20 protein-coding genes are annotated in these 17,998 nt (G+C 40.1%); 6 read left to right on the forward strand and 14 right to left on the reverse strand.

The features are described 5' to 3' along the window. The 3 genes from tuf to bfr form a co-directional block, all read left to right on the forward strand. On the forward strand, window positions 1-924 hold a 924-nt coding region (gene tuf / locus ACE3PQ_RS03085; protein ID WP_374295138.1), incomplete at its 5' end, for an elongation factor Tu. A gap of 221 nt (window positions 925-1,145) precedes the next feature. Further along, a complete protein-coding gene (locus tag ACE3PQ_RS03090; protein WP_374295140.1) occupies window positions 1,146-2,027 on the forward strand; it encodes a metal-dependent hydrolase in 882 nt (293 codons plus the stop codon). 351 nt (window positions 2,028-2,378) lie between these two features. After that, window positions 2,379-2,843: a bacterioferritin gene (gene bfr / locus ACE3PQ_RS03095; protein ID WP_374295142.1), complete on the forward strand. Its 465-nt coding sequence runs from the start codon at window positions 2,379-2,381 to the stop codon at window positions 2,841-2,843. Between the two features lie 71 nt (window positions 2,844-2,914). Here bfr and ACE3PQ_RS03100 read toward each other — a convergent pair whose 3' ends face one another. The 4 genes from ACE3PQ_RS03100 to ACE3PQ_RS03115 all read right to left on the reverse strand — a co-directional run bounded on the left by ACE3PQ_RS03100 (window position 2,915) and on the right by ACE3PQ_RS03115 (window position 6,156). Continuing rightward, window positions 2,915-3,481, reverse strand: coding sequence for a peroxiredoxin (locus tag ACE3PQ_RS03100; protein ID WP_374295144.1), 567 nt, complete (start codon window positions 3,479-3,481; stop codon window positions 2,915-2,917). A 121-nt stretch (window positions 3,482-3,602) separates the two neighbouring features. Beyond that, entirely contained in the window at window positions 3,603-4,655 is a 1,053-nt protein-coding gene (gene recA / locus ACE3PQ_RS03105; protein WP_241571180.1) for a recombinase RecA, read from the reverse strand. 272 nt (window positions 4,656-4,927) lie between these two features. Continuing rightward, complete coding sequence (locus tag ACE3PQ_RS03110) at window positions 4,928-5,398, reverse strand: RNA-binding S4 domain-containing protein (RefSeq protein ID WP_374295146.1); 471 nt, start codon at window positions 5,396-5,398, stop codon at window positions 4,928-4,930. 47 nt (window positions 5,399-5,445) lie between these two features. Next, complete coding sequence (locus ACE3PQ_RS03115) at window positions 5,446-6,156, reverse strand: HAD-IA family hydrolase (RefSeq protein ID WP_374295148.1); 711 nt, start codon at window positions 6,154-6,156, stop codon at window positions 5,446-5,448. Between the two features lie 20 nt (window positions 6,157-6,176). On the opposite strand from ACE3PQ_RS03115, the gene ACE3PQ_RS03120 reads away from it, so the two are divergent. After that, window positions 6,177-7,106, forward strand: coding sequence for a 3'(2'),5'-bisphosphate nucleotidase CysQ (locus ACE3PQ_RS03120; protein WP_374295150.1), 930 nt, complete (start codon window positions 6,177-6,179; stop codon window positions 7,104-7,106). A 12-nt stretch (window positions 7,107-7,118) separates the two neighbouring features. On the opposite strand, the gene ACE3PQ_RS03125 is transcribed toward ACE3PQ_RS03120, so the two are convergent. After that, entirely contained in the window at window positions 7,119-7,982 is an 864-nt protein-coding gene (locus ACE3PQ_RS03125; protein WP_241571183.1) for a hypothetical protein, read from the reverse strand. 426 nt (window positions 7,983-8,408) lie between these two features. Here ACE3PQ_RS03125 and ACE3PQ_RS03130 point away from each other — a divergent pair, with 426 nt between their 5' ends. Together ACE3PQ_RS03130 and ACE3PQ_RS03135 are read left to right on the forward strand one after the other, a co-directional pair. Further along, complete coding sequence (locus ACE3PQ_RS03130) at window positions 8,409-10,640, forward strand: NADP-dependent isocitrate dehydrogenase (protein ID WP_374295153.1); 2,232 nt, start codon at window positions 8,409-8,411, stop codon at window positions 10,638-10,640. A 200-nt stretch (window positions 10,641-10,840) separates the two neighbouring features. Beyond that, window positions 10,841-11,572: a phosphoglycerate mutase family protein gene (locus ACE3PQ_RS03135; protein ID WP_241571278.1), complete on the forward strand. Its 732-nt coding sequence runs from the start codon at window positions 10,841-10,843 to the stop codon at window positions 11,570-11,572. Window positions 11,573-11,629: 57 nt separating this feature from the next. Here ACE3PQ_RS03135 and ACE3PQ_RS03140 read toward each other — a convergent pair whose 3' ends face one another. From ACE3PQ_RS03140 to ACE3PQ_RS03180, 9 genes are all read right to left on the reverse strand, one after another. Beyond that, window positions 11,630-12,019, reverse strand: a complete 390-nt coding sequence (locus ACE3PQ_RS03140) for a tautomerase family protein (RefSeq protein ID WP_374295155.1) — start codon at window positions 12,017-12,019, stop codon at window positions 11,630-11,632. 205 nt (window positions 12,020-12,224) lie between these two features. Next, on the reverse strand, window positions 12,225-12,494 hold the full coding sequence (rpsT, locus tag ACE3PQ_RS03145; RefSeq protein ID WP_241571186.1) for a 30S ribosomal protein S20: 270 nt from the start codon (window positions 12,492-12,494) through the stop codon (window positions 12,225-12,227). A gap of 135 nt (window positions 12,495-12,629) precedes the next feature. Further along, on the reverse strand, window positions 12,630-13,361 hold the full coding sequence (gloB, locus tag ACE3PQ_RS03150) for a hydroxyacylglutathione hydrolase (protein WP_374295157.1): 732 nt from the start codon (window positions 13,359-13,361) through the stop codon (window positions 12,630-12,632). A 53-nt stretch (window positions 13,362-13,414) separates the two neighbouring features. Then, on the reverse strand, window positions 13,415-14,107 hold the full coding sequence (locus ACE3PQ_RS03155; protein ID WP_374295159.1) for a putative quorum-sensing-regulated virulence factor: 693 nt from the start codon (window positions 14,105-14,107) through the stop codon (window positions 13,415-13,417). A gap of 42 nt (window positions 14,108-14,149) precedes the next feature. After that, a complete protein-coding gene (locus ACE3PQ_RS03160; protein ID WP_374295162.1) occupies window positions 14,150-14,767 on the reverse strand; it encodes a rhomboid family intramembrane serine protease in 618 nt (205 codons plus the stop codon). 505 nt (window positions 14,768-15,272) lie between these two features. After that, window positions 15,273-15,560, reverse strand: a complete 288-nt coding sequence (locus tag ACE3PQ_RS03165; RefSeq protein ID WP_374295164.1) for a type II toxin-antitoxin system RelE/ParE family toxin — start codon at window positions 15,558-15,560, stop codon at window positions 15,273-15,275. Further along, window positions 15,550-15,798, reverse strand: a complete 249-nt coding sequence (locus ACE3PQ_RS03170; protein WP_298891987.1) for a type II toxin-antitoxin system Phd/YefM family antitoxin — start codon at window positions 15,796-15,798, stop codon at window positions 15,550-15,552. Before ACE3PQ_RS03170 ends, ACE3PQ_RS03165 begins: the two co-directional genes overlap by 11 nt. A gap of 2 nt (window positions 15,799-15,800) precedes the next feature. After that, window positions 15,801-16,130 (reverse strand): hypothetical protein, encoded by a 330-nt coding sequence (locus ACE3PQ_RS03175; protein ID WP_374295166.1) that lies wholly within the window; start codon window positions 16,128-16,130, stop codon window positions 15,801-15,803. A 164-nt stretch (window positions 16,131-16,294) separates the two neighbouring features. Next, on the reverse strand, window positions 16,295-17,998 hold a 1,704-nt coding region (locus tag ACE3PQ_RS03180), incomplete at its 5' end, for a proline--tRNA ligase (RefSeq protein WP_374295168.1).

Raw genomic sequence — 17,998 nt, forward strand, 5'->3', positions numbered from 1 at the left:
AAAAACATGATTACTGGTGCTGCTCAGATGGACGGTGCGATTCTTGTATGTGCTGCGACTGATGGTCCAATGCCACAAACACGTGAACACATCCTACTTTCTCGTCAGGTTGGTGTACCGTACATTCTTGTATTCTTGAACAAGTGTGACCTTGTTGATGATGAAGAATTGCTTGAATTAGTAGAAATGGAAGTACGTGAACTTCTTTCTACTTATGACTTCCCAGGCGATGACACACCAATCATCCGTGGTTCAGCGCTTAAAGCACTTGAAGGTGATGCTGGTCAATACGGCGAATCAGCTGTACTAGCATTGGTTGAAGCACTTGACTCTTATATCCCAGAGCCGGAGCGTGCAATCGACAAAGCATTCTTGATGCCAATTGAAGATGTATTCTCAATTTCTGGTCGTGGTACAGTAGTAACAGGCCGTGTTGAATCTGGTATCGTTAAAGTGGGTGAAGAAGTTGAAATCGTTGGTATCAAAGATACAGTGACAACAACAGTAACTGGCGTAGAAATGTTCCGTAAATTGCTTGACGAAGGTCGTGCAGGCGAGAACTGTGGTGTACTTCTACGTGGTACTAAACGTGAAGACGTACAACGTGGTCAAGTATTGGCTAAGCCAGGCGCGATCAAGCCACACACTAAATTCGATGCGGAAGTATATGTACTTTCTAAAGAAGAAGGTGGTCGTCACACTCCATTCCTTAACGGTTACCGTCCACAATTCTATTTCCGTACAACTGACGTCACTGGTGCGATCCAGTTGAAAGAAGGCGTTGAAATGGTAATGCCAGGTGACAACGTAGAAATGTCAGTAGAATTGATCCACCCGATTGCGATGGATCCAGGTCTACGTTTTGCGATCCGTGAAGGCGGTCGTACAGTAGGTGCTGGTGTTGTTGCGAAAGTAACTGCATAAGTCACTGCTGTGATCTAAAAAAAGCGCCCAATGGGCGCTTTTTTTATGTAGAAATAATAATTCTAGTAGGTTGTGCAAAAAAGTGCATGATTGTCCCCATCTGATATTATTCTGTCCTGTATAACACTCCTCAATAATTATTGAATTTCCTAAAATAAATTTAACAATCGGAAATATTGACATCAATTTTCAAATTTTATCGATTTCGTGGAGATGAAAAAATGAATGCAAAAGTACAAATCTCTAATCGCCCAGATGCGTCATTCCCAGTTCGTCGTATGAACTTCAACTTTGACGACGTACCAGAATATTGGATGAATGAGTCTGCGGGTTTGACGCACTTCATGACTGCATTATCTGCGTTGTTCCCTGCGGGCGAGCAACTGTTCATCGACAGTGTACGTGCAGTCCGCTATCACCCAGCTATCAAAGATAATAAAGAATTGCAAAAAGAAATCAGTGCATTTATCGGTCAAGAGGCAATGCACACTCATGAGCATGTTGGCTTTAACGCATCTGCGCAAAAGTTTGGTCATGATGTGGCAACACTTGAGAAAAATACTGATAGCGTGATTCAGTTTGGTCGTAAGCTTTTTGCCAAAGCCATGAAACCTTTTGGTTATACGCAAGAGATGATTGACCTCACTGCAACGACTGCACTTGAGCATTTCACTGCAACGATTGCGTCGGAGCTATTGACCAATCCACATATTCAAGAACTCATGAAAGATGACACTATGCGCTATATGTGGATGTGGCATGCAGTCGAGGAAAATGAGCATAAAGAGGTGGCTTATGATGTGTATCAAGGTATCTTCGGTACAGGGATTAAGTCATATGGCTTACGCTCAGTTGCCTTAGTAATTGCGATGAGCATGATTTTAGTCACTCAAGCACAGTTTACTTTGCGCCTACTTAAAGCAGATAAGAAACTGAATCTCAGAGAATTAACAATGATCTATAAATATGCCTATAGCCCATCAAAAGGCATCATCACAGGTTTAGCAGGTGAGATGTTGGCATACTTCCGCCCACGCTTCCACCCGAATGATTTGGATACAGTGGCTTTACTTGATAAATGGAAAGCAAAACTCGGTCTTTAATGGTCTGACGTTTGCTTTAGCTATAAAAATAACGATTTTACGCATTGACGGTTTTCATCACGTCGTGCCTGCAAACACAGGCACGATTTTTTTTATTCAAATTTACAAAAAAGAATAAATACGGCAATGATGATTTTTTAGTACACCTAATAATTATTGATAATAGTTTATAAAAATTATGACCAAAAATTCAACAACATGAAGAATTGCTCTACGTTTAATAATTTCAAGATGAAGTGTAAATGCGTTTGTTTATCATTATTAATTATTTAAAATCAAATACTTATGATGATACTGGGCTTGATTTAAATTTATAATCATTCATAATGGAGAAAAGTTTGGAGGTGAGTTATGCAAGGTAATCCTGAAGTCATTGACTATTTAAATATGCTGATTGGCGGTGAGCTTGCTGCTCGTGATCAATATTTAATCCATTCTCGTATGTATGAAGATTGGGGCTTGAGCAAAATCTTTGAGCGTATCAATCACGAGATGGAAGAAGAAGCGACTCACGCTGATGCGATTATTCGCCGTGTATTGTTCCTCGAAGGCACGCCAAATATGGATCGTCATGACATCAACGTCGGTGATGATGTGGTGAGCTGTCTGAAAGCTGATCTTGCACTGGAATATGAAGTACGTGAGAAATTGGCGAAAGGCGTAAAGCTTTGCGAAGAAAAAGGTGACTTCGTAACACGTGATATGCTTCGTCAGCAGATGTCTGATACCGAAGAAGATCATACTTATTGGTTAGAGAAGCAATTGAGATTGATTGAGAAAATCGGTTTGCAGAATTATATCCAATCGCAAATGTAATTTTCTGACTTAAAAATCACTTGAATAAAAGAGCCAGCTAATTGCTGGCTTTTTGATGCGTGTTTTACGACTTATTTTTTCTTCTGAAATTTTAAAATGTCATCTAAGACTTGCTTTGCATGAGTTTGTGAGTTTACACTCGTGTAGTGATAGACGATCGTGCCTTGCGTATCAATTAAGAAACTTTCACGTTTTGCCACTTTGGTAATGCCAAAGTTTCGGACGATACCAAACTGCTCAGCAAGTTGATGTTGATGATCGGCTAAGATCGGGAAGGGCAATCCAAGTTTTTCAGAAAAAGCCTGATGAGATTTCACATCATCAAGACTGACACCCATGACTACAGCATTGGCTTTTAGAAATTGAGGATAGAGGTTTTTAAATTGTTTGGCTTCTTCGGTACACCCTGGTGTGTTGTCTTTTGGGTAGAAATACAGCACCGTCCATTTGCCACGAGTGTCTTTGCTTTGATGCCATTTGCCATTTTGATCTTGGAGTTTATAGCTCGGTGCTACTTGACCAACCCATTGCTTTTGATCATTTTGTGAGGATTGGATGAGTGAAGTTTTTGCAAAAGTGGTCGCACTAGACAGAGTACAACTGAGTACGATCAGCGGAATATATTTTGAGATGTTCATTTTATTCTACAAATAGGAACAGTTGTTCTATGATAACTGGGTTTAAGTGTCTAATGTAAAAAATCCATGTACGATGACATGGATTTTTATTTTCAAATGTTTATTTGAAACAGAGAAAGACTTATTGCTCTAAATCAAAAGCAGCATCTTCTTCAGTTTCAGCTTGTTGTGCAGGTACAGCAGGCACTTTTGCCAACATACGCTCACGAATAATGCCTTCGATTTGCTCAGCGATTTGTGGGTTTTCTTCAAGATAGCGAATGGTATTGTTTTTACCTTGTCCGATCTTATCGCCTTGATAAGAGTACCATGCACCTGCTTTTTGCACGATGTCTTGCGCCACAGCAAGGTCGATCACTTCGCCAAGCATATTGGTGCCTTTTCCGTACAGAATTTGGAAAATGGCTTCTTTAAATGGAGGCGCCATTTTATTCTTCACGACTTTGACTTTGGTTTCATTACCAATGATCTCATCACCTTCTTTGACCTGACCAATACGACGAATATCCAAACGTACAGAAGCATAAAATTTCAGCGCATTACCACCAGTTGTGGTTTCAGGGCTACCGAACATCACGCCGATCTTCATACGGATTTGGTTAATGAAAATCACCATACAGTTTGAGCGTTTGGCATTACCTGTGATTTTACGTAGAGCTTGGCTCATCAAACGAGCTTGTAAGCCCATGTGTGAATCACCCATTTCACCTTCGATTTCGGCTTTTGGTGTCAATGCTGCAACGGAGTCGATAACGATCAAGTCGATCGCACCAGAGCGCACCAGCATATCAGCGATTTCAAGTGCTTGCTCGCCATTGTCAGGCTGTGAAACCAAGAGATTATCAATATCTACGCCAAGTTTTTTTGCATATTCAGGATCGAGTGCATGTTCTGCATCGACGAATGCGCAAGTGCCACCTTTCTTTTGACATTCTGCAATCGCTTGCAAAGTCATCGTGGTTTTACCTGAAGATTCAGGACCATAAATCTCAATAATACGACCTTTCGGCAGACCACCAATACCCAAAGCGATATCTAATGTGAGTGAGCCAGTCGATACCGCTTCGACCGCTTGTACCGTGTTATCACCCAAACGCATCACAGTATTTTTACCAAATTGCTTTTCAATCTGGCTTAGTGCTGCGCCTAATGCTTTTGATTTATTCTCATCCATCTCATAACCTCAATATTGTGAACTGTAACTTTTTAACCAAAGTGGATGCCTTGTCTGCGTCGCAAGATCATTATTTTAATGTCAATTATTTAAAATTAATGACAGTTATCTAAAACGAATGATCGTTGGTTGGCAGTATCATGGCAGAATTTTAGTGATAAATCGAGTGTCGATTTCATACAAAACGTCGTATTTTGTCGCCTGTTTTTATCCTCGCTTGTCCTAAATATTTTTAGTAATTTTTCATCATTATTTCCATTAAAAATTAACCATTAATAAGCATCATCATTGTGCCAATCCACAACCGAATCTTGATTGTTTTTCTCTTTAAATTTATGGATTTGCCTGCGATCTTTCTTACTTGGACGATGTTCAGGACGAGCTAAATTGTGCAATTTGCGCTGTGAGCTCAGTAACTCACGGCGTGCTACGCTCATTTCCGTTTCATCATAGAGCAACTGTGCTTGCGGTGCACCGCCACGTTGTGCAGACAGGGCTTTAATTTGCACGGTTTTCTTGTCGAAACCTTGCTGAATGGTCAGCTCCATGCCGATGCGGACTTCTTTAGAGACTTTGACCCGATCGCCATCGTGATGCACCTTGCCACCTTCTATGGCGGCTTTGGCAAGTGAGCGGGTTTTAAAGAATCGTGCAGCCCAAAGCCATTTGTCGATGCGCATGGATTCGGTCTGAATGGATGCGCTATTTTCACGACCGATTTCTTTACTGTTGCTTTTACTCATGTGTGCTTAGATTGAAATGCCTTGTGTTGAAATGATCGTTTAAACGATTATGTACCGTATATGTTGCTAGATTTATCATCATCTAAATAATTCAGCAAATCTGTAAGCTGTTCAAGATGCATATAATTCGGATTTAATTCCGTTCTTGTGGTACTCGAATCAGGCTCGCTAATACTGAATAGCTGTGCAATACCAAACTGTTTTGCGCTATCGAGCACTGCATAATTATCATCAATAAAGGTTACTTGCGACACATCAAATGGATAACGCTGTTGCAAGGTCTGCCAAAAGCGTTGATCTTCTTTGGCGTAGCCAATCGACTCACTGCTAATCACCTGTTTGAAATAAGGGCGAATCGGCACATTTTCAAGTTTTAAATCGAGCGTAACTTGATCAGCATTACTGACAATCCAGCATTCTATGCCGAGATTTTGTAGTGCATCCAGCAGTTCAAAACAGTCGAATCGTGGTGCAATGAGATGACGATTTTCTTGCTGTACAGCAAAGGCATCGACACCGATATGCTGTCGCCAAAACTTGGATGAATACCAACTTAGACTGCCTTGATATTGCACATAATATTGATAAAGCTGTGATTTTGCCTGCGCAAGCGAGGCGTGATGTTCAACCGCCCAACGCTCAGGCACCAGTTGCATCCATATATAGGTATCAAATGCCAAATCCAACAATGTGCCATCCATATCAAAAAAGATGATCGGTTTTGAGATTTGCGCTGAATGATTTGCTACAGTAGTCATGGATAAATCGAGAGGTGCGTATGTTTGCTAAAGCTGCATTAGAGCAGATGCCACAGAATTTGCAACAGTTGAGCCGTATTTTACAGCAGGCAAGTGCCATCATTGTGGCGGAATATGAGCGTTATCAACGTGGTGGACAATTTCAAATTGAACGCAAATCGGATAATTCACCTGTGACGCAAGCCGACCTGAAAGCACATCGTTTTATCAGTCAGGCTTTGGCGGAACTCACACCGAAATTGCCACTATTATCCGAAGAAGGTGAGCATCATGAGCGTCATCAATGGCAACGCTTTTGGATGCTTGATCCGCTGGATGGGACAAAAGAATTTATTGATCAAACTGGTGAATTTACCATTAATCTGAGTTTGATTAAAAATGGTGAATCGGTCATTTCTGCGATCGCAGTACCGCTGATGTCGAAGCTCTATATTGTTGAAAATAGCATTGTTGAAAAGCATCAACAAGAAAGACAATTGCCATATCGTTATCAATGGAATGCACAAGGTCAGATTGAACTTTTTCAATTTCAACATGACTTAAACAAAAATGACATAAAGCAAAATGATTTAAAAACTGACAAATCACTTCGTATTGCCATGAGCCGTCGTCCTGAGCGCAGTTCTCGCTATCAGGAATTTTTAGAGCATTTAACATCGCAAAATATCAGTTATCACAAAGTGAGTGCTGGCAGTGCGTATAAGTTTTGCATGATGATCGAAGGGGAAATTGATCTTTATCCACGCTTTCATCCGACCAGTGAATGGGATACTTCGGCAGGGCAAGGCTTGTTACAAAGCATTGGTGGAGAAGTGTTTGATCTGAGTCATCGACCATTTCGTTATAATCAGCGCACAAGTTTACTGAATGGACAGTTTATTGCTTTGCGTGATGTGAGGGATTGGACTGTAATTTCAGGTTTTGTAAATACTTTAATTAATAAACGATAAACCCTAGCAGTTCTATTCTTCATTTAAAGAAAGAATAATTCGGTATTTTGGTAAGTATTGAGAATTATTCTCTTTAGAGAGATCATTTTCTAAGTTTAATCTTGTTGTATTTAAAGGCTTCCAATTTTGTTCGAGATTTAAGTCTTCATATTGATATGTATGAATTTCGTGTTTTAAGCTGACTGAATGAACTTTCGTATTGTTGATCAAATTTACAGTTGAATCTGTATTTGCTTTTGAAAATCTACAACATCCGAGTACAAACCAAGGAACTGCAATATCAGGATGCAATTCTATAAAGTTTGGAATAGTCCATTTGGGATTTCCACTCTTATCAAATCTGTTAAATGCAAACTTGTTTAGTAGATAATATGCACTTACCAAGGAGCAACCGTATTGTTCTTTTGAAAACTTGATTCCACATAAATTTCCATTATGAGTAAATGTATCTAAATAATGATTGTAAAGCAGATATAAAGGAACTCCTCCAACATTTTTGGCGTATGTAATTAAGTCATTGATTTGATTTCCATGATCCATTGCTGGGTAATTGTCAGTTTTATAAATAATTTTAGCTTGTAGAGGGGCTATAACGTATCCTCCGCTAGTTTGAATTATTAGTTCAATATCATTTCCATTAAGAGGCTCATTAATTGCCTCAAACATTCTGATCGGCGTGTGTGGATTTTGGTCACAATATTTGTGGAATTCATAAAGAATATTTTGCGTAATTGTTGTTTCGAATATTTTTAAACCCTTTCTAGTTCTAGCGAATCCGATTCTTTCCCAAGTTTCATTTGCGATATTTTGAAGCAAATTACAAAGGCTCACTGAGTTGTGATTGAACCTAATAAGTTCTGAGTTATTTTCTATCATTTTACTTTTCTACTTTAGGCTATTAGATTTCAAAATTACGATCGACACTATTTAGATAGTGATTTTGGAAGTTACCATAAATTTTAAAGTTGCTTAACCTCCCAATCTCTTAGATCATCAGGTTAATTTAGCTGTATAAAAGTGGCAAGTGTTGAAGTCCTTTAAGTAACAAAATATTCATGACATATTTGTTGTACATCCAGTTGAAATATGATCTAGCCCATTGGTCTAATAGGCAACATCACTCAGATTTATATACACTATTCACCTAAAAAGCGCATATCGCATTGACTGCAATACACCGCTCAACGCATACTTTACACGCTTAAAAAAGTGCAAGAAATATTGATTCGAAATGTAGCCGAGCCACAAGCTTGATGCTACGTATTACAGACTTAATTACATACCAGTAAAAAGGAGCTATATATGTCCAGTGGAAAGTCAACAATCATTTATACATTAACTGATGAGGCACCGCTACTGGCGACATACTCGTTGTTGCCAATCATTGAAACCTTTACCAAACCTGCTGGTGTAGATATTGTAAAAAGTGATATTTCTGTATCCGCACGTGTATTGGCAGAATTCGCTGACGTTTTAACAGACGAACAAAAAGTTTCAGACAATCTTGCAGAACTTGGTCGTCTGACTCAAGACCCTGAAACGAATATTATCAAGTTGCCGAATATCAGCGCCTCTGTATCACAGCTCAAGGCATGTATCAAAGAGCTTCAGTCCAAAGGTTTTGCACTACCTGATTTTCCAGACAATCCAACGACTGAAGAAGAAAAAACCATTCGTGCGAAATATGGTAAGTGTCTAGGTTCTGCGGTCAATCCAGTGTTACGTGAAGGGAACTCAGATCGCCGTGCGCCAACTGCCGTCAAAAATTATGCAAAAAAACATCCACATTCCATGGGCGAGTGGAAGCAATGGTCACAAACACATGTATCGCATATGGATGAAGGTGATTTTTATCATGGTGAAAAGTCGATGACTTTAGACCGTGCTCGTCATGTCAAAATGGAATTGATCACCGCCAATGGTGAAAATATCGTCCTAAAACCAAAAGTAGCATTACAAGACGGTGAAGTGATTGACTCGATGTTTATGAGTAAAAAAGCACTTTGTGAATTTTACGAAGAAGAACTCGAAGATTGTCGTCAAGCAGGGATTTTGTTTTCTCTGCACGTTAAAGCAACCATGATGAAAGTGTCACACCCGATTGTCTTCGGTCACTGTGTCAAGATTTACTATAAAGAAGCCTTTGAAAAACACGGTAAGTTGTTCGATCAACTTGGTATCAACGTCAACAATGGTATGGCTGGGCTATACGAGAAGATTGAAACTTTACCAACTTCTTTACGTGAAGAAATTATTGAAGATCTCCATGCGTGTCAGGAGCATCGTCCTGCATTGGCAATGGTTGATTCTGCAAAAGGTATTACCAACTTCCACTCGCCAAATGATGTCATCGTCGATGCGTCAATGCCTGCGATGATTCGTGGTGGCGGTAAGATGTGGGGTGCCGATGGTAAGCAGTATGATTGTAAAGCGGTCATGCCTGAATCGACTTTTGCACGTATCTATCAAGAGATGATCAACTTCTGTAAGTGGAATGGCAACTTCGATCCACGCACAATGGGTACAGTACCAAACGTCGGGTTAATGGCACAAAAAGCCGAAGAATACGGCTCTCACGACAAGACGTTTGAGATGCCGCAAGCAGGTGTGGCAAATATTACTGACCTAGACACTGGTGAAGTATTACTTTCTCAAAATGTTGAGCAAGGCGATATTTGGCGCATGTGTCAAGTCAAAGATGCGCCGATTCGTGACTGGGTAAAACTTGCGGTAAATCGTGCACGCAACTCAGGCATGCCTGCGATTTTCTGGCTTGATCCTTATCGTCCGCATGAAAATGAATTGATTAAGAAAGTCCAAAATTATCTAAAAGAACACGATACGGAAGGGCTGGATATTCAGATCATGTCGCAAGTACGTGCCATGCGTTATACGCTCGAGCGTGTGGCTCGTGGCGCAGATACGATTTCTGTAACAGGTAATATTTTGCGTGATTACCTCACTGATTTGTTCCCGATCATGGAGCTCGGTACTTCTGCGAAGATGCTATCTATTGTGCCGTTAATGGCAGGTGGTGGCATGTACGAAACAGGTGCGGGCGGATCTGCGCCGAAGCATGTACAGCAATTGGTTGAAGAAAATCACTTACGTTGGGATTCTTTGGGTGAGTTCTTAGCACTTGCGGTATCACTGGAAGAGTTGGGCATGAAAGAAGACAATGCCAAAGCCACCATACTTGCTAAGACATTAGATGATGCAACGGGATTATTGCTTGATCATGAGAAATCGCCGTCACGTCGTACAGGTGAGCTTGACAACCGTGGAAGTCATTATTATCTCGCAAAATATTGGGCGGAAGCGTTGGCAGCGCAAGATGACGATGCAGAGCTCAAATCAACATTTACGCCACTTGCAAAAGCCTTGGCTGAGAATGAAGAGAAAATTGTAGCTGAACTTGCCGAAGTGCAGGGCAAGCATGCAGATATCGGTGGTTATTATGCGATTGACCCTGAAAAAACCAAAGCTGTAATGCGTCCTAGTGCAACTTTAAATCAGGTGCTTGAAACGATTTAAAACGCAAATTCATCTTAGGGTGATTTGTCATACAGCCAGTACATTCGTACTGGCTTTTGTCATTTAATAGAATATTCAGTAAAAGGATAAAACATGAAACGCACACGATATAATGTGAATCATGATATAGTCATCGATCCATTTTTTAGTTTTAGCGTTATGAGGGGCAGTTGGACACACTTCACGCCTTACCCAAAAGTATGTTTAGTGCAGTTGAATTATTGCCTGATCATGACACACCAATTGTTTTATTTACACGGCATTCGATCCGTGAGTTGGTTAATGGGCAGGGCTTGGCGGGTTATGACCTACAACTCACTGATGAAGGACGTGAGCTAGCAGAAGCGTGGGGTGAGTATCTCAGCCAGCAAACACAGCGTCAGATTGTGAACTGTATCAGTAGCCCGATACAGCGTTGTATTGATACAGCAACGCTGATGATCGCAGGGGCAGATCGACACTTTTCAGACAATACTCATCAGATTGAAATATTTGAAGAATCTTTACTGGTCGAACCTGGTAGTTTTGTCGTGGACATTGATTTGGCTGTACCGCATTTCCGTAAAAAAGGAGCGGTGAGCTTCATTGATAGCTTTGTCAAAAATACATTACCGGGAATGAAGCATCCGATTCGTGGTGTTCTGGATGTGTTAGAAGTGCTTTTTCATTCACATCTGATCCAATGTGAATCGAATCCTACGCAGAAGCACTGTGCATTAAGCTTAGCCGTCAGCCACGACACGATATTAGCCGCATTTATTGCGGTGATTTCAGGGCATTTCCAAGTACAGAAAAAGGATTGGCCTGAGATGATGGAAGGGGTATTTGTTTGGTTTGACAATACCTCAAGCTTTGAAGCATCACAGCTCAATTGGGTGTGGCGAGGCGAGCGACATCAAGTTGCCATTCGTGATTTAAAAGCTAATATTTAAAAGTACAGTTAGAAAAATAGTTAAAACACAAAATATTAGTGAAAGCGTATTCGACTTTTACACGTCAACTTTATAGTTTAAAGCCAGTTCATCACCAAACTGTCCACGAATTCCCCAATTCTCTTTTGGTATTTCGATAATGGTAATTTCAATATCTTGCGTTGAGATATTACATTGATTTTGTATATTTTGAAAAAGTGTTTGAATCAGTAATTTTTTTGCAGATGTTGAGCGACCCTCAAACATCAAAATTTCGATGATAAGATAGTCATTGCTACGATCATCAGGAAAAATAAAATCTGCTCGCTCAAGGGCAAAGAAACGCTGAAATTTCTTTTCTACAGGATATTGTAGTGCAGTGACAAGCGCTTGATGAATCGCATCGGAGAGTTTGGCTTTATGTGTTTGTAGCGTGCTTGCCAAACCGTAAATTTTGATTTGTGACATGGAATATTTTCCTAGTTTACTGAAGCTTAATTATTATTGATAAATTCTTAAAGTGAAATAAGTACGTTGTATTGCTGAGTGTAAACTCCCAAGTTAAGCTAAAGCACTTTAGGCTTTCAAAGTGCTAAATTTTAAAAAGGATAGCGCTAAAAAAAGCCCAAATGGGCTTTTTTTATTAAATAACTTCGATTGAAGTTATAGATGCTTAGTTAGCAGCCAAAGCTTTAACTTGAGCATTCAAACGGCTCTTATGTCGAGCTGCTTTGTTTTTATGGATGATGCCTTTATCAGCCATACGGTCGATCACTGGTACAGCTGCTTTATAAGCTTCAGCAGCAGCAGCGTGTTCACCAGCAGCAATCGCAGCGATTACACGTTTGATATAAGTACGAACCATAGAACGCAAGCTTGCGTTGTGTTTACGTGCTTTCAAATTTTGACGAGCACGTTTTTTAGCTTGAGCAGAGTTTGCCACTCGTGCACTCCTTGAATTAGTTAGTTTGGGGCGGGCCTGATGCGTGTGTATTGTGCATTTGACAATACTGCAATACCAGCCCGTAAACAAGTGGCATATTTTGAAGAAAGCTTAGGGTTAAGTCAAGCCTATTCGTTAAAATTGGTCTTTTAATTGGCGTATTTTTTTGAATTCTTCGACACTTTGACAGCGCAGGAATGGATTGGTTTCAAGCTCTAGTTCAATCGTCGAGGGTAGTGTGATTTTCCCCTCAGCACGCAAGGCTTTCACTTCGGCATAGCGCTGTTGTAGGGCGATATTTTCAGGTTCAATGGTAATGGCAAATTTGCCATTACTTTCGGTATATTCATGTGTGCAATAGACGAGCGTGCGTGGTGGCAGGGCAGCTAACCGATTTAAAGAATGATACATTTGTTCATAAGTGCCTTCAAATAATCGTCCACAACCCAGTGAAAATAAGGTGTCGCTACAAAACAGCGCATCTAACTCGTCAATAAAATAGGTGATCAATCCGAGTGTATGACCTGCGGAGCTAAAGACATCTACTTTTAGCTCTGAAAATGTAATGACAGCTTCATCTTCAAGCCAATGATCTGCTTGTCCAATCGCTTCTTTTTCCGCCAAGGGTGCATACACAATCGCATTGGTTTTGGCTTTTAGCTCAGGTAGACCTGCGATGTGATCATTGTGTTTATGAGTGATCCAAATCTGCGCAAGTTCTAAATTATATTTTACGCAATAATCTAAGACTAAATCGGCTTGGGTTGGGTCGATTGCCACAGCTTGATGGTGATGGGTGTCGATGAGCATCCAAATATAGTTTTGTAGGGCATTGCCAACTTCTATGGCTTCGATTCGAAATTGCATCTTTGCGCTCCTTGACAATACTTATGCTGTTATTTTACAGGGTTCAACGATTATTAAAAAATTTGTTCTAAAGCTTTACGTAGATACGGATCAATATCTTGCTGACGCAATAACCATTGCACATAATCGAGCGGGACTTCTTTGAGTGCAGTGCCTTTGTATTTTCCAAAAGGCATAAACTGTGGTAAACGTGCGATTTGTGATTGTTGATAGAGCTGTTCCATGTCAGTGATTTTCAGCTCAGCCACGATACGTTTCAGTAGTTCAGTGGTGAGTAAGACATCGGTTTTGGCATTGTGGGCATTGCGTAATTGCTGACGTGTTGCTTCTAAATCATCAGAGATAAAATAACTCAAAGTGCTTAAAGAACGGCTTTCAAGCTCAGGCCAAAGGAAACGTGCCAAAGCTAAAGTACAGATCGGCTTGATATGTTTTACCGATTGTCCACAACGTGCCACCGCAGACACGTCATAGTCGATATTATGCCCGATCATATAGATGGTATCTTCAGGTAAACGGAACTCACGATAATTCGGTTTACCCATCAAATCATTAGGCAAAATATGATGCACTGCCATCGAAGCCAAATGAATCGACGTGCCATCGTCAAGGCTGAAATATTCATCATAGATCTGATCTTCAAAGACCTGTATTCCTGACGAATCAAGCTGTACAGGCACATAAGCGACTTCGATCGGCAAGCCGTTTAATGAATGTGTTTCAGTATCGAGGACGAGGCTTTGCATGAATTATTCCTTAATCAATCAATGTTTATTTAAGTTGTGAATTTAGAAAAAACTAGGGTTTAATAGGCGTTGCACGAATAACCCAAGAATACGAGGTTCTAAAATCAGCGTACAAATAATTCCATAAGCTGCACCCCAAAGATGCGCACTATGATTGATGCCATTGTTACCACGTCGCTCAGCCCAAAAGCTATACGCAACATATAGAATCGCAAAAATAATCGCAGGCACAGGAATAAAAAATACGAAAATCAAATTCCACGGCTGAAATAAGATAAAGGCAAAAAGAATCGCTGAAACCGCACCCGTTGCACCCAAACTAAAATAATTGACATCATTTTTATGTTTTAAATAACTTGGCAAAATCGACACGATCAAACCGCCGAGATAGAACAATGCAAAGCCCATGTCAAAGGCATATTGACGATAAAATTGCTCAAGCACTCGCCCAAAGAAAAACAGCGTAATCATGTTAAATAACAGATGAAACCCATCGGCATGGACAAAACCATAGGTAATTAAACGGTCAAATTGTCCTTTACCTACCGCAGGTCCCCAAAAAATCAGACGATTCATGACGCGAGGCTGATTAAACGCAAGCAAGGAAATGATCACAGTAATAATGATAATGGCGAGAGTGTGGTTAATCGCTAAGTCCATAACGCAATGTTTTCAAATTAATAATAAAACCAATATAACAGATCGATTGATAGATTTTTAGCGAGGATTGCTGAGTTTTGTATTTTAAGATTTTTATCGAATGATTTAACCAATGCAAAATGCCAAACAGGGTGCTTGGCATTTTATAGAAATTTTAAGCTGTGACAAAGCAAGTATATTCGAATGGCACCACGATGTGCAAGGATGATCAGACGATCTGAAGAAGTCACTTGTTTTTCGTCATCATCTTCACATGCTGTTAAAAAAAAGCTGTGCACAAAGTAGCGCACCGAGCACCATACTAAATCGGTTGCGACGAGATGCGTTAAATCGTTTTGAATGAGTAAGTTGTATTGTCATGTTTTGTTCTATTGCAAACTGCGTTGTTGTGATTGTGATTCACTGTGCCAATGGAATATGACAAGACCATGATCTTAGAAATAAAACGCTGTATTGAAAATGTACTGTATTGAATAAGACTTATCGCAATGAATGATGTTTAATATTACGAGCTTCTATAATCTGCTGAACGATAGATCGCATTATTTTTGCGTTTTCCAATAACAATAACCAGTACGATAATTTCATTATCAACCACTTCATAAACCAAACGATAGCCAATGCTACGAAGTTTTATCTTATAGCGATTTGGATGACCAGATAATTTGTTCTTGGGTATACGAGGGTTATCCAACAATTTTGTCAGTTTCTTTTTAAACTGTTGCTTGATGCTGGGATTCAGTTTTTGCCATTCATCGAACGCTTGTTCTAAAAATTCTAATTTATAATTCATCAATATTTACTCGAATGCGCTTTTGTTTCGCACGAGCATCTGCAATTTGATTAAGCTCCAAATCTTCAAGTTGCTCTAACATAGCTTCATAAAGATCGGCAGGAATACAATAAAAAGCAGGTGTATTGCGGTTGAGAATCGCAACAGCTTCACCATTACCTGCCAAAACAGTATCCATCGGACTTTTTTTCAGTTCAGTAATACTTGCAGTCATTCGTGCATGAATTAATTGAGTCATAATTAAGCCTCTGAATAATTGATAGAAAATAAAATTGGCGCAATGGTTACAGAGTGTATTGACGGTCTAATTTTTTGAAAAATTAAGATTTCTTTTTTTAGATAGGCATGTATTTGTTTATTTTGCTTTTCCTCAAAAAGTTTAAAGCATTTAGTCAATTGTCGAAGTAATTTGATTAATAGAATATGTCTTAACAACTCAGCTCTAAATGTAAAACTTTTAAGAAAATAGGGATAAGGTGCTCTATTCCGCATCTTCTCTAAAGCTAAAAAAGCAACGGTCAGGGCATTTTTAATTCGGTCTTTCCAGTTTGATAAATATTTAGCATTCATTGGAATCCCCCTTCACATTATTGTGATAATACTATATTTTTGGTGTTTTTAAAAGCACTCTTAAAAGCACTTTTGTTGAGTTCTAATTTTAATAATATTCAGGTTGTAATATTAAAAACCGATCAATGATGATCGGCTTATTTAAAATTTTCAAATAATTGTTATTAGCCTTTAAGCAATGCAAGCAACGCCACTTTGCTTAAATCTTGCGACTCACTATCACGACGACCTTTATATTCAAAAGTGCCTGCATCTAAGCCTTTTTCACCAATCACGATACGATGCGGAATACCAGTCAATTCAAGATCAGAGAACTTCACACCTGGACGCTCATTACGATCATCAAGTAATACATCAAAGCCCAAAGCTTGAAGCTCTTGATAGAGTGATTCAGCAGCTTCCACAGTGCGAGGAGATTTATGTGCATTCATCGGCACAACGGCGATATCAAACGGCGCAAGTGCTTTTGGCCAAATGATACCTTTTTCATCGTGATTCTGTTCAATCGCCGCTGCAACCACACGCGTCACGCCAATACCATAGCAACCCATCGTAACTGTTTGCGGTTTTCCATCTTCGCCGAGCACTTTACAGCCCAATGCTTCTGAGTATTTTTGACCGAGTTGGAAGATGTGTCCGACTTCGATGCCACGGCGGATTTGTAGCACGCCCTTACCATCTGGAGAAGGGTCGCCATCGACCACATTACGCAAGTCTGCAACTTCGCTATATGTCGCATCACGTTCCCAGTTTGTACCTTGTACGTGTTGATCGGCGATGTTCGCACCTGTAACAAAGTCAGATAAAACCGATGCTGCACGATCAACCAATACGGTAATTCCTTTTTCTACTAAACCTTGAGGACCCACTGAGCCTGCAGGTAAGCCAACGGATTTTAATTGCTCTTCAGTGGCGAAAGTCAGTGGACTGGCAATCAATGGATGATTTTCAGCTTTGATTTCATTGAGCTCATGATCGCCACGTAGGAATACAGCAACGAGCGGTGAATTACCGTGTTCATCGGCCTGCTCTTCAAGAACTGTGCCTTGTACAAGAACAGCTTTTAGTGTCTGCTTTACATCAATATTGAGCAGTTCACAGAGTGCTTCAATGGTTTTGGTATTCGGTGTATCAATGACTTGTAAATCTTGAGTTGGCGCAGCACGTTCACCGACCAAGATCGCTTCGGCTTTTTCGACATTGGCAGCAAAATCTGATTCAGTAGAGAACACTACATCATCTTCACCACTATTCGCCAAGACATGAAATTCGTGCGAAGCTGAACCACCGATTGAGCCTGTATCAGCTTGCACAGGGCGGAAGTCCAAACCTAAGCGAGTGAAAATATTGCTGTAGGTTTGATACATCAAATCGTAAGTCTTCTGTAATGACGCTTGGTCGTTATGGAAAGAATACGCATCTTTCATGATGAACTCACGAGAGCGCATCACCCCAAAACGTGGGCGAATTTCATCACGGAATTTGGTTTGAATCTGATAAAAATTCAGCGGTAATTGTTTATAACTTTTTAGTTCATTACGAGCAAGATCAGTGATCACTTCTTCGTGTGTAGGACCAAGCACGAATGGATTTTTATGACGATCTTGGATACGTAGTAATTCAGGACCATATTGCACATAGCGACCTGACTCTTGCCATAGACTTGCAGGCTGTGTCACTGGCATAAAGACTTCGAGCGCACCCGAAGCATTCATTTCTTCACGAATGATCGCCTCAACCTTGTTCAGCACACGTACACCCATTGGCAACCACGTGTACAAACCTGATGCCAATTTACGAATCATTCCTGCACGCAACATGAGCTGATGTGAAATCACTTCCGCATCGTTTGGCGTTTCTCTGAGTGT

The organism is Acinetobacter sp., from assembly GCF_041911495.1.
Lineage (GTDB): Bacteria > Pseudomonadota > Gammaproteobacteria > Pseudomonadales > Moraxellaceae > Acinetobacter.